Genomic DNA, 20,367 nt, shown 5'->3' with positions numbered 1-20,367 from the left:
GTTTTTTTATTCGACAAGAAAATGATTAAGAGCTGTAACCCTTAATCATTAAATTACAAATAAATCCTTTGGATAACTATTTAAAACTTTACAGCCATCTTTTGTAACCATGACTAAATCTTCAATCCGCACCCCAAATTTACCTGGCAAATAAATTCCCGGTTCAATCGAAAAAATCATACCTTCTTTAACTTCCAAATCAAAGTTAACAGAAACATCACCAAATTCATGAACATCTTTACCAATGAAATGACCCAACCTATGATTAAATTCTTTGCCATAGCCAGCATCAGTAATAATATCACGAGCAGCCTTATCAATATCACAAAGTCTAACCCCAGGTTTAATCATTGCTTCAGCTGTTTCGTTAGCCAAACGAACCAAACCATAGACTTCTTTAGCTTCTTCACTTACTTCTTGATAGAAGACAGTTCTTGTCATATCTGAGCAATATCCGTTATACTTACACCCCATATCAATAATGATACTGTCACCTGGTTTTAAATGGCTATCATCATTTTCATGATGAGGATTAGCACCATTAGCTCCATAAGCGATGATAGCATCAAAACTGTTGCCATCACCACCAAATTTGCTATAAATACCACTCAATTTACCGGCTACTTCAAGTTCTGATAATCCTAAAGATACTTGATGAATCACTTCATGAATTGCTTGATCATTGATCCGACTTGCTTCAATCATTAAAACCTGTTCATTTTCATCTTTAACCATTCTTACAAAATCTACACAAAATGAGCCATTAACAAATTTAACATCTGGTAGTTTTTCCATTAAACTTAATAAAAAGTTTGCACTCCAATGTTTATCAACTCCAATTGTACCAGAATTTTCAACATAATCTGCAATTGTTTTTGTCGCATCATCAGTATCGCTATGCCAAACAATTTCAATCCCTAGATCATTTTCTACAAAGAATAATTTATTGAAGAACAACTTATGGGCACCATTTGCTGCAAGCATCAATACATACATTCTTTCACCGGGGTTATTTACATAATCAATCAAATAATCAATTGAAGAAGGTTCACTGATCAACAAATAATCAAGACCAGCTTCCTTCATATTATTTACAACTGCATCAATTCTATTCTTGTTCATCTTCAATCACCGCGATTCCTAATTCTTCTAATTGAGCATTATCTACCTCACTTGGTGCTTTTGACATTGGACATACTGCACTTGCATTTTTTGGAAAAGCAATAACCTCACGAATATTTTCACTACCAGTAAGTAACATTGCTAGACGATCCAGACCTAAGGCAAATCCCCCATGTGGTGGAGTACCGTATTGAAAGGCCTCAACAAACCAGCCAAATTGACTATCAATTCTCTCTTGGGTAAAACCTAATGCTCTAAAGGCTCTTTCTTGTAATTCTTGTTCGTAGATACGTTGTGAACCTCCACCCAATTCAAAACCGTTTAATACAATGTCATAAGCATCAGCTAAACAATTTGCAGGATCGTTTTCAATTTTATCAATATCACTATCTTTAGGTCGAGTAAATGGATGATGAACCGCATAATAACGTTCAGTTTCATCATCATATTCAAACATTGGAAAATCTACGACCCATAAAAATGCAAATTCATCAGGGTTAAATAATTTTAATTCTTTTCCTAAATGATTACGTAAAGCTGCCAAAGCATCACAAACAACATTATATTTAGCATCGCTAACAAATAATAATAAGTCATTATCACTTGCATCCATTGCTTTTAATAATTTTGTCATTTGTTCTTCGTTAAAGAATTTAGCAATTGGTCCCTCAGCCTTTCCAGCTTTAACTTTTAACCATGCTAATCCTTTTGCTTTATATGTTTTAACTACATCCGTCAATTTATCAATTGCTTTACGAGAAAAATTGTCAGCTTCACCTTTGACATTAATTCCTTTTACATGCCCATCAGCTTCTAACGCGCTCTTAAAAACCATAAACTCAACATCTTTAACCACTTCATTTAAATTAACTAACTCTAATCCAAAACGAATATCTGGCTTATCAATTCCATATTTTTCCATAGCTTCATGCCAAGTCATTCGTGGCAATGGCAGTTGCAGTTCAATTCCTTTAACATCTTTCATTACTTGTGCTAACAGCTGTTCACCAATACTAATAATTTCATCAGTAGTCATAAAACTCATTTCAACATCAACTTGAGTAAATTCCGGTTGCCGATCTAATCGTAAATCCTCATCTCTAAAACAGCGTGCGATTTGATAATAACGTTCAAATCCTGAAACCATCAATAATTGCTTAAATAATTGTGGTGACTGTGGTAAAGCATAAAATGAACCATTATGAACCCGTGAAGGGACTAAGAAATCTCTTGCTCCCTCAGGAGTAGAACGATTTAAATAGGGCGTTTCAATATCAATAAATTCATGATTATCTAAGAAATTTCGAATACTGCTAGTAATTTTATGACGCATAATTATTTTATTCTGCATTACCGGTCTTCTTAAATCAAGATAACGATATTGCATTCTTGCATCCTCACTTGCATCAGTATCATCAGTTGTGTAAATAGGTGTTACTTTAGCCGTATTGATAATATCAATTTGAGCAGCTTCAATTTCAATATCCCCAGTTGGCATATTAGGATTTTTAGAACTTCTTTCAATTACTTTACCAACTACATGCAGGACATATTCATTTTTAATATCCTTACCTAGAGCTTCCATTTCTTCATTTAATACGATTTGCGTGATTCCATAACGGTCTCTTAAATCAATGAAAACCAAAGAACCTAAATTTCTTTTTTTAGCAACCCAGCCTTTTAATTCAACAATTTTATTAACATCACTAATTCTTAATTCACCATTGTTATGAGTTCTATTCATGTACATGTCCCTCCATATGATTTTCAATATACGCAACAATATTTTCAATTGGTACAATATCTTGTGTCTTTGAATGTGTACATTTAATATTGACTACTTCGTCAGCAATTTCTTGATCACCAATGATCATTGCAAAATGACTATTCAAACGATCAACCGTTTTAAACTGTGCTTTTAAAGAACGACCTTGATAGTCCATATCAACACTAAAGCCATTTGCTCGTAGCATTGCCGTGATCTGTACCGCTAAATCTCTTGCTTCATCTCCCATTGGCATAACATACACATCCAACCCCTCAGGTTCTTCTAATTCTTCATCCATAGCAATCAATAATCGTTCCATTCCAAAAGCAAATCCAACTCCAGGTGCTTCTGGTCCCCCTAATTCCTGTACTAAGCCATTATAACGACCACCGCCACCAACAGTGGCTCCTGCACCTAAGCGTGGATCATCAGATATTACTTCAAAAACTGTATGACAGTAATAATCTAAACCACGCACTAAATTTGTATCAACAACATATTCAATTTCTAGATCATCTAATAACTCACATACTTTGGTAAAATGTGCCTTAGCCGCTTCACTTAAATAATCAACTGTTTTTGGCGCATTTGCCATCGCTGGATGATTATGATCTACTTTACAATCTAAAATTCTTAACGGATTTGCTTCATAACGATTTTTACAATCTTGACATAAATCATCTAAATATGGTGCAAAGTGTGCTTTCAAAGCTTCACGATAAGCATCACGACTATCACCATCACCAAGAGTATTTATATGTAATTTGACACCTTGTAACCCTAAAGCCTCGACTAATGTTACTGCCATTGTCATACATTCAACATCTAAATATGGTGATTCATAACCAATCATTTCTACCCCGAATTGGTGAAACTGACGTTGCCGCCCATTTTGAGGACGTTCATATCTAAACATTGGTCCAATATAATATAATTTACTAATTTTATCAGGATTAGAAAACATTTTATTTTCTACATAAGCTCTCGCAACTCCAGCTGTTCCTTCAGGTCGTAATGTAATTGAACGCCCCTTTTTATCAGCGAAAGTATACATTTCTTTACTTACTACATCAGTTGTATCGCCAACTGCACGAGTGAATAACTCGGTGTGTTCAAAAATAGGAGTTCTCACTTCTTTAACATTATAATTAGCACATATTGTTCTAATTAGTTGTTCTAATGTTTGCCATTTAGCACTCTTTTCTGGCAAAATATCCACTGTTCCTCGTGGTGCTTTATACATCATCTTTCATTTCCTCCTTGATAATATAAAAACGCCCTTAAAATAAGGACGTTAGTTAACGCGGTACCACCTTAATTCGTGTTAAATAACACGCTCTTATGTCTTAACGCGACAGACGTTTACTCCTACTAGATTTCAAAGTAACTCCTCCCAAGTGTCCCGTAATGATCCTTTAAATACTTTCACCAGACGTATTCTCTCTATAAAAGGATTTAACTACTTAATCTTGTTCATTGGATTAAATTGATTATATATAATATTTCATAAAATTGCAATAACTAATGAATAACCCGTTTAATTTCATAGATTCCCTGAATCCGATCAATATTATCGATTGCTTGTTGTAAACGACTAGCATCTTCAACTGAAATCTTTAATTTAATGATTGCTTTCATATCTACAACATCAGCATGGATATTCAAAATATTAATTTTCATCTGCCCTAATGATGTTACCACATCATTCAATAAATTAGGTCGATCCAAACCAACTATTTCTAAATCTGCTTGAAATTTCATCGTTGAAATGGATGCAAAATCCCAATAAACATCTATCAATCTTGCTTTGATTTCAGGCTGTTGAATATTCGGGCAGTCTCGACGATGTACTTTAATTCCCTGACCTTGTGAGACAAAGCCCATAATATCATCTCCAGGAATTGGATTACAGCACTTTGAAAGTTGAATTCTTAGTCCATCTAATCCCTTAACAACAACACCCGAATTATTACGCGAAGACTGCTGTTTTTCATTTACCTGATTATTTCGCTGAAGCATTTTCGAAATACTGTCAAAGAACCCCGACTTTTTAGGTACAACTCGATCCAGCAGATTCATTGCCGGTAAACTTTTTTTACCAATAAAATATAAGATATCATCAAATGAGCGGGCACCAAAAGAACCTAAGTATGTTTTATACGTATCTGGATCCATATATTTCTTTTCATCTAATTGGCGTTTTTTCAATTCATCACGAAGCATTTTACGCCCATCTTCAATTGTCTCTTTTTTAGTTTCTGCCTCACGATTAGCAATAAATTGTCTAATTTTATTACGCGCACCTGCAGTTCGAACAAATTTTAGCCAATCTTCACTAGGTCCTAATGACTGCTTATTAGTTTTAATTTCGACTACATCACCAGTATTTAATTTAGTATCAATAGGCACCATAACATTATTAACGATAGCTCCAACTGCTTTATGTCCAACTTCCGTATGAATTCGGTAAGCAAAATCAATTGGTGTAGAACCATTCGGTAACTCTACGATCTTTCCTTGCGGTGTTAAAACATAAACATTGGCCTCAAAGATATCACGCTTTAATGAATCATAATACTCTTTAGCATCACCGTCTTTAATATCGTCACTTAGAGAAATAAATTCTCTAAGCCACTGCAATTTTTCACCAATTTCTTGTTGTTCTTTCTTCGATGAATAGCCTTTATTTTCCTTATAGCGCCAATGAGCTGCAACTCCTAATTCAGCTAGCTCATCCATTTCTTCAGTTCTAATCTGAATCTCAAAGGTATTTCCATCCTCACCAATTACTGAAGTATGCAAAGATTGATACATATTTGGTTTTGGCATAGCAATATAATCTTTAAACCGTCCTGGAATCGGGCGATATTGATCATGAATCAAGCCTAAAATTCCATAACAATCCATCTTATCTTGAGTGATGATCCTTAATGCATATAAATCATAAAGTTCATCAAAACGTTTCTTTTTTACAAACATTTTTTTATAAATACTATAGATTGATTTAGCCCGTCCCAAGATACGATACTGATAGCTATTATCATCCAATATTTGTTTAACCGATGCCATCATTTTTGCAACTGATTCTTTCCGTTCTTCTTGTTTAGTCGCTAATAATTTTGATATCTCGCTATATGCAACAGGATCAAGATAAGATAGGCTTAAATCCTCTAACTCTGTTTTGATATCATTGATTCCTAAACGATGAGCAATTGGTGTATAAACTTCTAACGTTTCTCGAGAAATTCTTTTTTGTTTATGAGGTGGCATAAATTGTAATGTTCGCATATTATGAAGTCGATCTGCAAATTTAATCAAAATAACGCGAATATCCTTTGCCATAGCAATATAAATTTTACGATGATTTTCAGCATAAACATCAGATTCATCTTTAAATGGCATTTTACCAATCTTGGTAACCCCTTCAACTAACGTAGTGATTTCCTCACCAAAACGTTCTACCATTTCTTCCCGAGATACTCCACAATCTTCCATGACATCATGCAAAAGTCCTGCCGCAATAGTAGCGGGTCCCGTTTGTAACGTTGCCAAAATATATGCTACCCAAATCAGGTGAATCGTATACGGTTCACCGCTTTTGCGTTTTTGCCCCTCATGCTTCTCCATAATAAAATCGTATGCCTGATTAATTAAATCAATACTTTCTTGATTTGTAATATATTTACCACACACTTCAAGAACATCATTAATTGTAACTGTATCGCCAGCACCTTTATATTCAGCCATAATGTCACCCCCTCTTATTATTAAAAAAGAGATTTAATCTCTTTTTAGTATTTCAATATTGAATAGATATTATACCCTTGAAGTTTATCACGTCCTTTTAATCCTTCAAGTTCGATTAGAAAAGCAATTCCTACTACCTTTCCACCTAATTTTTCAACTAATTTTACAGTTGCTTCAACTGTTCCACCAGTTGCTAATAAGTCGTCTACAATAATAACATTTTGCCCTGGTTTAATACTGTCAGCATGCATGTGCACTTCATTAGTTCCATATTCTAAAGCATAAGTTTCACTTACTGTTTCACGAGGTAATTTACCCGGTTTTCTAACCGGAACAAACCCTGCATTTAAATTATATGCAACGGGACATCCAAATAAAAAACCTCGAGCTTCTGGTCCAGCAACAATATCAACATTAGTATCCAGACTTTTAGTCCACTCAACAAATCGGTCAATCGTTTCTTTAAAAGCTTCCTTATCAGCCATCAACGGTGTTACATCTCTGAAAATAATACCATCTTCAGGAAAGTTTTCAATACTTGCAACATACTTAGTTAAATCCATTCTATTTCCTCCACATAATATCCTATGATATTTAATTATAACATTTTTATACTTTAATTTAAACTATTTAATATCTTCAATAATTAAGTTGACAGATTCAATATTATTAAAAACATTAATATTAAACTTACCAACTGCATTGATCATTTTAGTATCTTTTAATTGTTCAAAAAGATCTCCATGATTAAAAAATAACGCTTGTGCTTTGACTTGCGGTAATGACAAATCAAAACGAATATGTTTACCATTCGATAACGACGTAACTTTACTTACTGGTAAATCTTTTATGAAAAAACGCATTTCTTCATTGCCATTGCCTAGTGGCTCTAATAACTCTAATTGTTTTACACTAACTTTACTAATCTCATTTCCTGTAACTTCAATTACATCCACTAAAGGAGGAGTATAATCTTTTAATTGTTTATTTAAATACAATTCTAATTTTTCTTTTAGCTCCTCAACTTTATCACTACCTACACTAAATCCACCTGCTAAAGCATGACCACCATAACTTTCTAACAAATCTTGAACATTTTCAAAAATTTTATTCAACGGTATCCCTTCAATTCCACGAGCACTGCCTTTATAAAGATTTTTTTCACTATCAAATGTCATCACAAAGCTAGGTCGGTTATATTGTCGAGTATATTTTCCTGCCACTAAACCAATGATTCCTTCGTGTATTTCATTTTGATAAGCATATAAAAATTGCTCATTCGGGTCAATCATTGTTAAAACGCTTTGATATTGTTTATTTGTTAATTCTTGTCTTTTAGCATTTACTTCAATTGCTTTTTCACTAACTGCTTTTAATATTCCAATTGAAGCATCACTTCTAAAATATTTAACGAGATGATTAGGATTAATAATTTCACTTAAGCGACCAAATGAATTAATCTTCGGGGCGATGATAAACCCAATACTAGTAACACTATAGGTCTGATTACTCCCCAATAACAATTCTAATTGAGGATATTTATTTTCTTTCATAAATTCCAATGCTCTTTTTACCAATGCTCGATTTTCATCAAGTAATGGCATCATATCAGAAATTGTTGTAATAGCTGCCAATGAAAATAAGTATTTATCATGCTTTTTTAATAATGCACTTGCTAATTTATAAGCTACAAAACCACCCGAGATTTCTTTATAAGGATAATCGGGTGAGATTTTTGTATGAATAATAGAAAAAGCATCTGGTAATTCATCATCATAATTATGGTGGTCAGTAACAATAACATCCACTCCCAATTCATTAGCTTTTTCGATTGCCTCATATGCCTTAATTCCATTATCAACCGTAATAATTAATGTATACCCTTTATTTGCCATTTGTTCAACACGATTTGCATTTAATCCATATCCATCTTCTAAACGACTCGGAATATGGTATCCCACTTCCACTCCTAATTGTCTAAAAGCTTCAACTAAAATTGATGTTGCTAAAATCCCATCACAATCATAATCACCGTAAATACAGATTTTTTCTTTATTACCAATTGCCTCATGAATTCTTTCTAATGTCATTTCTGCTTCAGAAAATAAAGAAAAATCATGATATACTAAACGACTTGATAACATTGTTTCAATTTCTTGAGATGAATATTGTTTATACGCAAAAACCTTAGCTAAAAGTGCATTAATCTTGTATTCTTGCATATAGTGGTTGTAGTCTAAATCATTAATAATCCGCCAATCCATATAATCTCCTTTCAAAGAAAAATAGTTGCCTTAGCAACTATTTTGAAATAAAGTCCGAAAAATCATTTATACTCAAACGAGATGCTTCTTTAACTACTTGTAAACTCAGATAATCAAAAATTTCAGAAAAATCTAAATTCATGATATCATCAATTATTTCACACATGGGAACGGCATCTCTTTGTTTCCATTTGCGCTCAAATAAGTAGTCTTTAATTTGTTGTTCAGAAATATTATGAATATTCTGCTGTTTAAAATCACGGGCTTTTAGTTTTATTAAAAAATTTAGGTCACGTTTATTAAATTTAAAATCATTAATCGATTCCATTTTCAGCCCTCCATTCAAAAGTCACTTACATATTATATGACAAATTTCACCAGAAAGGAAGTGCTTTATGAAAAGAAAACTAATAAATTCTTTTATCATTCTTTCCGCTAGTTCAGCAATCACAAAATTGTTTAGTATTCTTAATCGCATGATTTTAGCGCGACAATTAGGACAAGAAGCGATGGCACTATATATCTTAGTAATGCCAACGGTTTCATTATGCATTACCTTAGGTCAATTAGGAATTCCTTCAGCAGTCTTTCGACTTGTAGCAAACCCTAAATATAATAATAAAAAAATTGTCATCTCCGGTTTAACGATTTGTCTTTTTACTTGTATAATTGTCATGAGTGCCTTACTTTTTTCATCGAAATTTATTAGTCATAACCTTTTAAAAAATGAGGGTGCTTTCTATCCTTTGTTGTCACTGGCATTGTTTATTCCGCTCGTAGGGATTAGTGGAATAATTAAAAATTATTTTTTAGCGAAACAAAATGTCTTTTTAGTTGCTAAAGCTGGCTTTGTCGAAGAAGTTGCTCGATTAAGTTTTAGTTATTTAATGATTAGACAATTTTCTTTCTTAACAGATACCTATCTAGTTAGTTTTGCAACACTGGCAATGTCTGTTGGTGAATTAGCATCCATCCTCTATTTGACAACCCGTCTCAAGGACCATCATATTACAACCTTTAATAAGCAGAGTATTGTCAATAATTTGCAAATTAAAGATATGTTAAATATCGCTATGCCATTAACCGGTTCACGTTTATATCAATGTTTAGTTAGCTTTCTAGAGCCAATCATCCTCGTCTATGTTTTAACCAAATTCGGTTTAAAAGAAAGTATGATCCATCAACAATATGCAATTATAAGCGGTTATGTCATATCATTATTAGTTACACCCACTTTTTTTAATGGCGTAATTTATCGCCTGATTCTCCCGATCATCACTAATGATGTAGTTTATCATAAAATCAGCGCTGCTAGATATCATATTCTAATTGCTATGATTGGTAGTTTTTTAATTAGTCTACCGTTTACATTGATTTTTTATTTATATCCAGAAGTTTGTTTAAAAATCCTTTATGATACAACAAGCGGAGCTACTTATTTAAAATATATGTGCATTCCATTCACTATCTTTTATTTAGAAACCCCTCTTAGTGCACTGCTTCAAGCTTTGAATAAAAATCGTTTAATGTTTGCAATCAGCATCATTCAATGTACTTTAGAAATAGTTTTAATATATTTTCTTAGTCAGTCACTAGGGGTTTTCAGTATAGCTGTCAGTATGTTAATCGGCATTGTCGTTGCACTATTTATTAATATGGTCGCTTGTTATAAATATCTATTTATCGATAATAAAAAAGCTTAAAGAATAAAATTAAGCATTTTCTTTAAGCCATTTTGAAAATAATTGTAATCCTGTTTTTATTTCGTCACTGTTATTAGCAAAGCCAAAACGTAAATGATATTCTTGATCAAAACATGCCCCTGGAACAAAAAACACTCCTGTATCCTGTTGTAATTTAGCACAAAGTTCCCTAGACTTTATCGAAAGATGATATTTTAAAAAGGCTATTGTTCCAGCTTCAGGAACAACGCAATCAACCAATGGCTCTTGAGCTAACCAATCAATGAGAATCTGTCGATTAGTATTAATAATTTTTCTACTTCGTTCAAGTATCTTGTGATAATTTTCAATAACTAAAGTTCCAAGATAATCGTTAAGATAACCTGTTGAAATAATATGATAATCACGACGATCATTTATCAGTTTAATTACTTCATAATTAGCTTTTACCCAGCCTAACCGTAAACCAGCAAATGATGTAACTTTAGATAAAGAGGCTGTAGATATCCCTTTATCATATAAATCACTGATTGCGACTTCACCATCACCTAATCCTTGATACACCTCATCACAAAGAATATATAAGTGGTATTCTTTTGCTAAATCAGTCAAATTTTCTAGAAACTCTCTAGAAAATTTTGTACTTGTTGGATTATTAGGATTAACGAGACAAATCATTTTTGTATTATCCTTAATTGCATTTTCGAAATCACTTAACCGAGGTAACCAATCATTTTCCTCCAACAACGGAATAAGCGTAGTTTCAACACCTAATGATTCTGGAAAAGAATAAAATTGTTGGTATGTCGGTGTAATCGTAATTAAATGATCACCAGCTTCGAGCAAAGAAATTAAAACCATCTCATTAGCATTGATACAGCCATGACTAATCGTAATGTTATCGGCATCACCATTTTGGTATAATCTTGCAATCCCTTCCCGCAATCTTTGACTACCAACAATAGGTCCATAGTCCAATTTAGTATTTAATAAATTATCAATGACTCCTTTTTTATTTTCAACAAATTCTAATAAATCATTAATACTCATTGAAGCTACACAAGTTTCCGCCAAATTATATCGATAGTTGGTTTCATATTCAGTCATCCAAGCTTCAACATCAAATAAATCAATTTTCATTAATGCATCACCTTACTTAAGAAATCTTTTGCACGCTCTGATTTTGGATGTGTAAAGAAATCCTCCGACTTTGCTTCTTCAATAATTTTTCCATTTTCTAAGAAAATCACACGATCTCCAACTGTTCTTGCAAACCCCATTTCATGAGTTACTACCACCATTGTCATTCCTTCTTTTGCTAATTCCTGCATTACTTCCAATACTTCGATAACCATTTCAGGATCTAACGCACTAGTCGGCTCATCAAACAACATCACTTCCGGTCCTAAACATAGTGCTCTAGCAATAGCAACACGCTGTTTTTGCCCACCCGATAATTTATTTGGATAAACATCTTTTTTATCACTCAATCCAACTCGTTTTAACAGCTCTAATGCTTTTTGATTCGCTGCCTCTTGTTCCATTCCCAAAACCTGAATTGGAGCTAATGTTAGATTTTCTAAAACTGTTTTATGTGGAAAAAGATTAAAATGCTGAAAAACAAATCCCATTTTGCTACGAAGTTCTTTAAATGCTTGAGGGTTTTTAGCATTCAATGGCTGCTCATTTATGAAAACAGTTCCTTCTTCAGGAATTTCTAATCCATTAATACAACGTAACACTGTACTTTTCCCACTTCCACTAGGTCCGATCAAACAAACGATTTCTCCTTTTCTTATTTCTAAAGAGACATCATTCACTGCTTTTAAATCGTTAAATTTTTTAGTAATATGCTCAACTTTAATCACTTACAGATAACCGCCTTTCTATCTTTCTCGCAAAATAAGATGTTGTTAAGGTCATAATTAAATATAATACAGCAGAGGCCAATAATGGCGGAATCAAATTAAATGTATTCGCCCCCAAAATTTGTGCTGAATATAATAATTCAGTTGCTCCTAGAACCGAAATTAGTGATGAATCTTTAATTAAAGTAATGAACTCACTAACGATTGGAGGAATGATTCTTTTAAACGCCTGAGGCAAAATGATTAATTTCATTGTTTGTGTATAATTTAGTCCTAATACTTCACAAGCTTCCCATTGACCTTTATCAACTCCCATAATTCCACTACGGATCAATTCTGTCGAATATGCACCACTATTAATACTCATCGCAATAGCACCACAAACATATGGATCAGGAATAAATCTTTCCCCAGTAATCGAACGCATTAATAACGGAAAAGCAATATAGAGAAAAAGTATTTGTAACAACATGGGCGTTCCACGGATCAATTCAACGTAAACATTTCCAATAAGTCTTAGTATTTTATGTTTTGAAATTTTTGCAGCAGCACCTAAAACCCCAAGAATAAGGCCAAAAAACAAAGCACAAGCGGCTAGTAATAAAGATTTACCAGCCCCTTGTAGTAAAAAAATCAAATTGTCTGCTGTGCAAAAAGCAACTAATGCATCCACGTTTATGCTCCCCACTTAGTTTTTAATTCTTGATATTTATCTGATTTAATGAATTCAGCAAGTGCTTTGTTGATGTCTTTAATTAAATCTTCACTTCCTTTATTAGCGATGATTAAATTTTCTTCTTCTAATAAAGTTTCATCTAACATCTTATATCCGCCTTGTTCTACATAGTTTTTAGCAACTGCTTCATCTAAGATGATTGCATCAATCCCACCAGAATTTAAAGTTTCAATTAAAACTTTAACATCTTTTACTGCTTTAACTTTAGCATCTTTAATATCATTAGCTACACTTTCACCAGTAGCAGCCAATTGAGCTCCAATATTTTTACCCTCTAAATCAGCTTTAGTAGTAATTGTACTATCATTAGCAACTAAAGCAACTTGTCTAGAATCATTGTATTTGTCTGACCATAATACATCCCAGTCTTTATGCATTGTAAATCCAGAAATTCCTAAATCAATTTGATCAGAAATCAGACTTGTAGAAATTGTATCAAATGACATTTGTTTAAATTTATATTCATAATTACCACCGTTATCATTCATAATTTTAAACAACTCTTTAGTCATATCAATATCAAATCCAACCATATCTTTGCCCTCTAAAGACTCATATGGTGGATAATCTGGAGAAATCCCAATCAAAATTTCTTTCGTACCATCACTACCGCTGTTTCCGCCGCAGGCAGCAAGTGTAAATGCCATCGTACATACTAATAATACTTTTAATAATTTCTTCATTTTTCTTACCTTTCCTTTCCTATCCTTGCGTAAAATAAAAGTCTCTTAGCTAATTAAAAGCTAAGAGACGAAATTTCCGCGGTACCACTCTTGTTGATATAAAAAGTCTTATATCCCCTCTTGTCTGTAAAGTAGACATACTGACTGCCCTACTATTAGTTCAAACAGTCCTCTTCAAAGTGCGGTTCATTTAATCTTGTTTACTGACCTTCCACCAACGCCAGTTCGCTAAGAAACTTAATTAAATTACTCTCTTTATCAACGAGTTTTTATATATACCTGTATTATATGAAAAAATAATCTTATGTCAACTGTTTTCGGTTATTTTTGACCAAGAAATTTATGATTAAAGTTATCAATATGTTCACATATCTTCTTTAGCGGTTCATTATAAGATTCTAATTCCATTAATGTAGTATCTAACATTTCATTAGTTTCGTTGAGCATATCAATATTTTCTTGGTACTGTTTAGTTCGACTCCGCTTTTTTTCATCACTACGTAGCAATATCATACAGCCAATAATTAAAAAAGCCAAAATACCTGCTATCATTAAAATCCATTTTATTAGTTCCATTTTTCATCACCTACTAGTAGTATACCACATTTAGCTAATCTATCCATCCAAAATGTTTACAAGCATATTCAATCCCATCTTCTTGATTAGATTTAGTTATATATGTAGCTACTTCTTTTACCTCATCAATTGCATTTCCCATTGCAATTGAAATAGGTGCTTGTCGCATCATTGAAATATCATTATGTCCATCACCAAAAACAACTATATCTTCAGGTTTTCCTCCTTGTATTTCAATCATTTTCAAAATTCCACGATATTTTTCCAACGGCTCAACAATTAATTGATCACCATGATATCGCATATAACCAAGTTTATGGATTGCAGTCAACTCAGCTTCCTGCTTGTGTGTAGCCATAATAAAAATCTTATAAATATTATCAACCCGATGAAAATCAATCTGTGGGTCTACAATAATTTTTGTATGCATTTTAAAATTACTTAGCCACTCATTACATGTATATAGTTCAGGAACATCCCCTAAAGATACACCGAAAGGAAATTTCTTTTCTATGCACTCATCAATTATTTCTAAACAAATATTTTTATCTAATGGTTCAATTCCTAGTAATTCTCCATTTATGACTAAACCATTTCCCCCATCACAAACTAGATTATCAATTTTTGATTCATGACTAAAATCCATTGCCATCCAGTGCGCTCTTCCTGTCGCAATTGCAACAAAATGACCATTTTTTCTTAACTTATCTAATGTTTCAAAAGTTGAGGGTAAAATAATTCCCCCAGGATTACTATTAGTTAATGTTCCGTCAATGTCAAAAAAGAAATATTTTCTCATATATAATTCCACTCCCTTTAGTACGCAACTAATAATCTCAATTGCCTAGCTTTGCTAAACTAGCAATTAACAGGCATGCATACCTTCCTTTCCAAATTAAAATATAGTTATTTTTTAATTCAAATTATTTATTAGTATTTAAAAATAACCCATTATTTATTGTACATTGTTTTTAGCCGGCTTTACTAGTATTTAATTAATTATAGAGTAGCTTTAAACTGATTTTTTATTCGTGTATAAAATTTCTTATCGTCTTCATGATGAATATATGCACCATTTTTTTATTGGATTTTTAATGAAGCTAGATTATTTTTATGGACTGACAGATATATTTTATCCTCTTTAATAATATTTTTAGCTATTTGAAGAGTTACCTTTAATCCTTCACAGTATGCCCGTTTCCTCTATATTCTTTTTTATTACATATCCGATATGTCCGGCACCATGAGCCAACTTTTCAGTCAAGTAATGTCCAATCCTAAATCAGTCAATAATTTGATCATCTTCCATAAAAACACTTCTGTTTCCGGAACCCATCCCTCAAGAAGTCCAATCCCGTTGGAAGAATTAATATAACCTGGCAAAATTTTATTTTCAAAATCATTTTTGTCTTCTAGAACATTAGAAACATACTCATACTCTTGCTCTAATATCTGCCATATTTATCTTCTTTGAGTACAACATTTCTAATCTCCTTTTTCTTAAATTACTAATCTTATTTGAATCAAAAAATATAGTTAATAATAATTTTTAAGCATAATATTTTATCTATAAAGCTCATTTTAATTCGATATGGTCAATAAAATTAAGTGGTAGATCACTTAAAATATCTAGAGCCCAACATTCCCGCTCACGTTCTAATAACGTAAGTGGTGAATGAGCATCATATCCAAAAGTTACTTTACAACCATACATAGCAATTATCTCCCAAAATTCACGAAACGGATATGGATAACATGCCTTTAATTCATTGTTTATATAATATTGTTTTTTTCCATATCCAAAACCATTTAGATTAATTTCTAACGGTGTATCATAACGGATGCTAGCTTTTGCTATTCGATGCGCCGCATCAACACAAGCATTTGAAAAACTCCTTCTCCCCATCATAAAATAGTCAGGATGAGCTACATATGTAATAAAATTTTTAGATAATGCCTCCTCTATTTGCTGTGCATAAACATATACATCCTCATCAGAACAATAACTGTCATAGTCATAAATTAAATATTTAAAATGTTGTCCCAAAATCATATAATCACATTCTTTTTTCAAATTCATCAAATCATTAAAATGATCTTTTAAATACTCAACCTCATAGCCAACTTTAATATCAATCTTATCTTGATAATCTTGTTTTAATTTTCTTATCGTTGCAATATATTCATCTTTTTGCTCATAAAACATTCGTGCCCCAGAAATCCGTATTTCAGGATAAGGCAGATGTTCGCTAAATCCTAACATTGTAAATCCAGCCTCAATTGCACTTTGAATGTATTGAATATCTAGTCCAGTTGCATGCCCACATCTTGTTGTATGCGTATGAATATTCCATTTTTGCTGCTTCATTAAAAATTCCCCTTTCTAACTAATAAATGTGAAATTTATTTAGTATTTTAAATAAATATTGTTTAAACCAATGTACTATAAAATAATATTAGGAATATTATAACATATTTCTTATTAAATAAATCATCCTGTTTCTCAAAACAAACCAAAACAAAAAAAGCCACTATATACAGTGACTTTTTAGCTTAAGTATAAATTATTCTTCTTTTTTCTTCAATACAATCACACTGCCAGCAAAAGCCAATAATCCCGCTAAGGCAAATGTTAACATCATAGAATCATCACCTGTTTTTGTCGCAGTTATAGCACCATTACCTGGTTTAGCATCTGGTGGTGTTTGAGCATTTGGATCATCTAGAGTAATTTCTTTCACTACCAAATTGTTTAATGCTGTTTTCAATAATATTTCTACAGCAGTTACTTCATCTTGGGTTGCTTCGTTATTATCAAGAACTGCTTTTGCTTCTACTAATGCGCTCTTAAGCGATAATAATGATACTGCTGTATATTTTGTTTGATCTGTATTTTCAGCTTTATTGATCAACACACTTAACAAATCTTTATTTGGCTTTAATCTTAATTGTAAAAAGGTTCTTACTAATTGATCATGCGTTTCACTTACTTCTATTTCTAAAGCATCAGGATTGTTCAAAACATCTTTTGCCGTTGTTAAGACGGATTCTAAATTTTTCCATGTTGCGCTTAAATAATCATTTTTGTTTAATTTTTCAATTTTTTCTACTAATGCACTTAATTGTGTTTTATCGCCCTTATAGAATTCCAACATTTGCATTACATTAGATAAGCGTTCAAAAGCTTTATTTATTTCAAGTTCATTTGCATCCTTTTTATCAAAAATTATTTGAGCATTTTCCAATGCAGCCTTAAATTCAGTCACCACAGCTGGTACAACCTTATCTAACTGTTCTGGTGTTACTTGTTTAGCCATTTCAAGAGCAGCTGATAATTCTTTTTTATTTTTCTCAAGTAACTCATTTTTTGCTTTTTCTAATGCTTCTTTAGCTAAATCAACTTCATCTTGTGGTACATTTCCATCATATATAGATTCAGCATTTTCTAATGCTTTTTCAAAATTTTGCCAAGTTTCAATAGTATAATGATCTTTATCTAATTTCTTCGCTTCGGCAATCAAATCTGATAAAGCTTTTTTGTCAGATTTATATACTAATAATGATAAAACCGTATTATATTTATCACGTAAATCTGTTTCATTTTCATCAACAACAGACTGTGCCAATTTATGAGTCAAATTAACATTTTCAGCCGTTTGCAATACGACTTTTAAAGTATTTAAAGCTTCTGCTGCTGCCTCCCAAGACTCAGTAGTATATACACTTTTATCTATAGCTTTAGCTTGTGCAATCGCATCTGCTAGTCCTTTTTTATCTGGATCTTTAGCAATTGCATCATATTCTATACCATATCCTAATTCATAGACATTTTCGTCAGTTGAATATACTCCAGATTTTGGAACATATTTTGGGATATCTACCGGTAGTTTCCCAGAAGCTCCAAATGTACCTAAAGCTACTTCAGTACCTGCTGTCAAGTTAGGACTAAATGCTGCTGTTGCTCCAACTGTACCACCACCGAATGATTCCGTAATATCCAGCCCAAGACTAGTAGTTCCATACACTGCTAAAATACCATCAGCATCTGGGAAGGCTTGAACATCATAAGGATGATTTAATGAAATAACAACCGTCTGCTTTCCATTTTCTTTACAATACTTAGTAAATAATTGTGGGCAAGCTACCAAATATCCATCTATTCCACTAGCACTACTGATTTCTGAGGCATGGACAAGAACAGTACCCCAATCTAGCACATCTTTATTTGTCCCAACAAAATTAGTTCCGTCAGAATTTATAGCACTGTTTACCTTATCGTTTAATCCTGTCCAATTATAGTGCTGCAAAATCTTATAATCTGCCCCCTCTGGAATAATTCCCGCCTGTTTAGCTCTTTGCCAAGCCAAAATAAAACGATTATTATTCCTTGAATAAGTTGATGCAAATACTACTTTTGAATCTTTAGTCAATTTAAGTGGTAATACATTATTTTCATTTTTAACAACAGTAACTGCATTTGCAGAAATTAATCTCTCTGTTTCACGATTTTCAACAGAACCAACCACTTTCGAAGCGATTGCTTTTTTATCATCTAATGTAGTTGTATCATTTGCTAAATCCATGACATCTCTGTTGTATTTACAAACTAAAATTCTTTCCACAGATTTATCCAATTCTTCTAATGATAATTTAATTCCATTATAACCATCTTCTTTAGTATAAGCATCGACAAATGCATTAATCAGTGGAATTAATTTAGATTCCATATCTTTCATAGAAGAAATATCCGTAAATGGAATATCTAGAATATCAACTCCAGCTTTAACAGCTAATAAGTTTCTTTCGTTTGTATCAAAGTAATTAGCCACACCTTGCATTGTCATAGAATCAGTTACAATGACACCGTCAAACTTCATTTCATCTCTTAATAAATCAGTTAAAATTTCCCTAGATAATGTAGCTGGCGGACTCATCAGCTCATCTTTTTTATCTGAGTAAATTTCTTCTGTTACAATATTCGGAAATTGGATATGAGCAGTCATAACCATATCTGTTCCAGCATCAATTGCCGCCTGAAAAGGTACTAACTCTGTTTTATATAATTCTTCTTTAGTCGCAGGAACCGAAGGTAAACCTGTATGCGAATCTGTAGCTACATTTCCATGCCCTGGAAAATGTTTAGCGGCAGTTGCCACATTATTGCTTTGAACTCCTTCAATATAAGCAGAAACAAATTTAGCTGCTAATTGCGGATTACTACTGAATGAACGTAATCCAATAACGGGGTTATTAGGGTTATTATTTACGTCAGCATCTGGCGCAAAATTAACATTTACACCAACCGCATTTAATTCACTACCAATAATATTACCTGCTTTAACAGCATTTTCAGTATTACCGCTAGCACCTAAAGCCATATTTCCTGGTAAGGCCGTCCCACCAGTTAAACGATATACGATTCCTCCCTCTTGATCAGTAGCAATTAATAGAGGAATACTGTTTTTACCTAAATCTTTGTCCATTGCTGCTTTTTGTAAACCATCTGTCAATTCTACATTTACTTTTGCATCGGAATTAAAGTTAGCAGCAAATAAGATAACACTCCCTATATCATATTCACCAATAATCTCATGAATTTCATCGTTAATAGTTTGAACCGATGAAATTTTAGTTCCATCTCTCATTGTCCATCCACTACGGAAAGATAACATTAACTTTTGCCCGATTTTCTCTTCTAATGTCATTTTACTGACAAGTTCCCTTGCTTTTTCTGCATTGGTTAGCGCTCTAACATTAGAAATGTTTGCACTAAATACAGTTGTAACAGCCATTGATAAAGCCATAATTAGCGAAATGATTCTCCTTTTCCCTAACCTTTTCATTTTTTTGCTCCTTTACCCTTCTCTAGTCTAAAATAAATCAAAGGCCTAAATAAATTGCAACAAGTATTTGATACTTGC

General features: G+C 32.6%; 17 protein-coding genes and 2 other annotated features. Of the genes, 1 reads left to right on the top strand and 16 read right to left on the bottom strand.

Going from position 1 to position 20,367, the window contains the following annotated elements; genetic code table 11:
* Positions 1-48: 48 nt before the first annotated feature.
* The 7 genes from KTF99_RS05755 to KTF99_RS05725 form a co-directional block, all read right to left on the bottom strand.
* Entirely contained in the window at positions 49-1,122 is a 1,074-nt protein-coding gene (locus KTF99_RS05755; protein WP_003538184.1) for a M24 family metallopeptidase, read from the bottom strand.
* On the bottom strand, positions 1,109-2,866 hold the full coding sequence (gene aspS / locus KTF99_RS05750; protein WP_003538183.1) for an aspartate--tRNA ligase: 1,758 nt from the start codon (positions 2,864-2,866) through the stop codon (positions 1,109-1,111). The genes KTF99_RS05755 and aspS overlap by 14 nt, the downstream gene beginning before the upstream one ends.
* Positions 2,859-4,136 (bottom strand): histidine--tRNA ligase, encoded by a 1,278-nt coding sequence (gene hisS, locus KTF99_RS05745; protein ID WP_003538182.1) that lies wholly within the window; start codon positions 4,134-4,136, stop codon positions 2,859-2,861. Before hisS ends, aspS begins: the two co-directional genes overlap by 8 nt.
* 38 nt (positions 4,137-4,174) lie before the next feature.
* Positions 4,175-4,376, bottom strand: a binding site (T-box leader).
* A 35-nt stretch (positions 4,377-4,411) separates the two neighbouring features.
* Entirely contained in the window at positions 4,412-6,637 is a 2,226-nt protein-coding gene (locus tag KTF99_RS05740; RefSeq protein WP_003538181.1) for a RelA/SpoT family protein, read from the bottom strand.
* Between the two features lie 44 nt (positions 6,638-6,681).
* Positions 6,682-7,200, bottom strand: a complete 519-nt coding sequence (locus KTF99_RS05735; RefSeq protein ID WP_008791775.1) for an adenine phosphoribosyltransferase — start codon at positions 7,198-7,200, stop codon at positions 6,682-6,684.
* Positions 7,201-7,263: 63 nt separating this feature from the next.
* Complete coding sequence (recJ, locus tag KTF99_RS05730) at positions 7,264-8,901, bottom strand: single-stranded-DNA-specific exonuclease RecJ (RefSeq protein ID WP_009300641.1); 1,638 nt, start codon at positions 8,899-8,901, stop codon at positions 7,264-7,266.
* A gap of 37 nt (positions 8,902-8,938) precedes the next feature.
* Positions 8,939-9,229, bottom strand: coding sequence for a post-transcriptional regulator (locus KTF99_RS05725; RefSeq protein WP_003538178.1), 291 nt, complete (start codon positions 9,227-9,229; stop codon positions 8,939-8,941).
* Positions 9,230-9,296: 67 nt separating this feature from the next.
* Between KTF99_RS05725 and KTF99_RS05720 the strand changes: the two genes are divergently transcribed.
* Entirely contained in the window at positions 9,297-10,604 is a 1,308-nt protein-coding gene (locus tag KTF99_RS05720; protein ID WP_003538177.1) for an oligosaccharide flippase family protein, read from the top strand.
* Positions 10,605-10,613: 9 nt separating this feature from the next.
* On the opposite strand, the gene KTF99_RS05715 is transcribed toward KTF99_RS05720, so the two are convergent.
* The 9 genes from KTF99_RS05715 to KTF99_RS05680 form a co-directional block, all read right to left on the bottom strand.
* Positions 10,614-11,723, bottom strand: a complete 1,110-nt coding sequence (locus KTF99_RS05715) for an aminotransferase class I/II-fold pyridoxal phosphate-dependent enzyme (protein ID WP_009300638.1) — start codon at positions 11,721-11,723, stop codon at positions 10,614-10,616.
* A complete protein-coding gene (locus KTF99_RS05710; protein WP_003538175.1) occupies positions 11,723-12,451 on the bottom strand; it encodes an amino acid ABC transporter ATP-binding protein in 729 nt (242 codons plus the stop codon). The genes KTF99_RS05715 and KTF99_RS05710 overlap by 1 nt, the downstream gene beginning before the upstream one ends.
* Positions 12,444-13,124 carry an amino acid ABC transporter permease gene (locus tag KTF99_RS05705; protein WP_003538173.1) on the bottom strand — a complete coding sequence of 227 codons (681 nt, stop codon included), beginning with the start codon at positions 13,122-13,124 and terminating at the stop codon, positions 12,444-12,446. The genes KTF99_RS05710 and KTF99_RS05705 overlap by 8 nt, the downstream gene beginning before the upstream one ends.
* A gap of 2 nt (positions 13,125-13,126) precedes the next feature.
* Positions 13,127-13,870 carry a transporter substrate-binding domain-containing protein gene (locus KTF99_RS05700; RefSeq protein ID WP_003538172.1) on the bottom strand — a complete coding sequence of 248 codons (744 nt, stop codon included), beginning with the start codon at positions 13,868-13,870 and terminating at the stop codon, positions 13,127-13,129.
* A gap of 60 nt (positions 13,871-13,930) precedes the next feature.
* Positions 13,931-14,141, bottom strand: a binding site (T-box leader).
* A gap of 50 nt (positions 14,142-14,191) precedes the next feature.
* Positions 14,192-14,446 (bottom strand): hypothetical protein, encoded by a 255-nt coding sequence (locus tag KTF99_RS05695; RefSeq protein ID WP_003538171.1) that lies wholly within the window; start codon positions 14,444-14,446, stop codon positions 14,192-14,194.
* Between the two features lie 34 nt (positions 14,447-14,480).
* Complete coding sequence (locus tag KTF99_RS05690; RefSeq protein ID WP_003538170.1) at positions 14,481-15,245, bottom strand: HAD hydrolase family protein; 765 nt, start codon at positions 15,243-15,245, stop codon at positions 14,481-14,483.
* A 461-nt stretch (positions 15,246-15,706) separates the two neighbouring features.
* A complete protein-coding gene (locus KTF99_RS17380) occupies positions 15,707-15,829 on the bottom strand; it encodes a hypothetical protein (RefSeq protein WP_003538169.1) in 123 nt (40 codons plus the stop codon).
* A 193-nt stretch (positions 15,830-16,022) separates the two neighbouring features.
* Entirely contained in the window at positions 16,023-16,814 is a 792-nt protein-coding gene (locus tag KTF99_RS05685; RefSeq protein ID WP_009009086.1) for a histidinol-phosphatase, read from the bottom strand.
* Positions 16,815-17,010: 196 nt separating this feature from the next.
* A complete protein-coding gene (locus KTF99_RS05680; protein WP_201900407.1) occupies positions 17,011-20,289 on the bottom strand; it encodes a glycoside hydrolase family 3 protein in 3,279 nt (1,092 codons plus the stop codon).
* Between the last annotated feature and the right edge of the window lie 78 nt (positions 20,290-20,367).

The organism is Erysipelatoclostridium sp. MSK.7.34 (assembly GCF_019041935.1).
Taxonomy (GTDB): domain Bacteria; phylum Bacillota_I; class Bacilli_A; order Erysipelotrichales; family Coprobacillaceae; genus Thomasclavelia; species Thomasclavelia ramosa.
Note: the sequence above shows the minus strand (reverse complement) of the source record. Positions and strands in the feature narration are given on the sequence as shown.

Excerpts from the sequence above, each read along its gene's own strand:
- KTF99_RS05740 (WP_003538181.1), bottom strand. The coding sequence starts at position 6,637 with ATGGCTGAATATAAAGGTGCTGGCGATACAGTTACAATTAATGATGTT.
- KTF99_RS05700 (WP_003538172.1), bottom strand. The coding sequence starts at position 13,870 with ATGAAGAAATTATTAAAAGTATTATTAGTATGTACGATGGCATTTACA.
- KTF99_RS05690 (WP_003538170.1), bottom strand. The coding sequence starts at position 15,245 with ATGAGAAAATATTTCTTTTTTGACATTGACGGAACATTAACTAATAGT.
- KTF99_RS05680 (WP_201900407.1), bottom strand. The coding sequence starts at position 20,289 with ATGAAAAGGTTAGGGAAAAGGAGAATCATTTCGCTAATTATGGCTTTA.
- KTF99_RS05735 (WP_008791775.1), bottom strand. The coding sequence starts at position 7,200 with ATGGATTTAACTAAGTATGTTGCAAGTATTGAAAACTTTCCTGAAGAT.
- aspS (WP_003538183.1), bottom strand. The coding sequence starts at position 2,866 with ATGAATAGAACTCATAACAATGGTGAATTAAGAATTAGTGATGTTAAT.
- recJ (WP_009300641.1), bottom strand. The coding sequence starts at position 8,901 with ATGGATTGGCGGATTATTAATGATTTAGACTACAACCACTATATGCAA.
- KTF99_RS05725 (WP_003538178.1), bottom strand. The coding sequence starts at position 9,229 with ATGGAATCGATTAATGATTTTAAATTTAATAAACGTGACCTAAATTTT.
- KTF99_RS05715 (WP_009300638.1), bottom strand. The coding sequence starts at position 11,723 with ATGAAAATTGATTTATTTGATGTTGAAGCTTGGATGACTGAATATGAA.
- KTF99_RS05695 (WP_003538171.1), bottom strand. The coding sequence starts at position 14,446 with ATGGAACTAATAAAATGGATTTTAATGATAGCAGGTATTTTGGCTTTT.
- hisS (WP_003538182.1), bottom strand. The coding sequence starts at position 4,136 with ATGATGTATAAAGCACCACGAGGAACAGTGGATATTTTGCCAGAAAAG.
- KTF99_RS05685 (WP_009009086.1), bottom strand. The coding sequence starts at position 16,814 with ATGAAGCAGCAAAAATGGAATATTCATACGCATACAACAAGATGTGGG.
- KTF99_RS05755 (WP_003538184.1), bottom strand. The coding sequence starts at position 1,122 with ATGAACAAGAATAGAATTGATGCAGTTGTAAATAATATGAAGGAAGCT.
- KTF99_RS05720 (WP_003538177.1), top strand. The coding sequence starts at position 9,297 with ATGAAAAGAAAACTAATAAATTCTTTTATCATTCTTTCCGCTAGTTCA.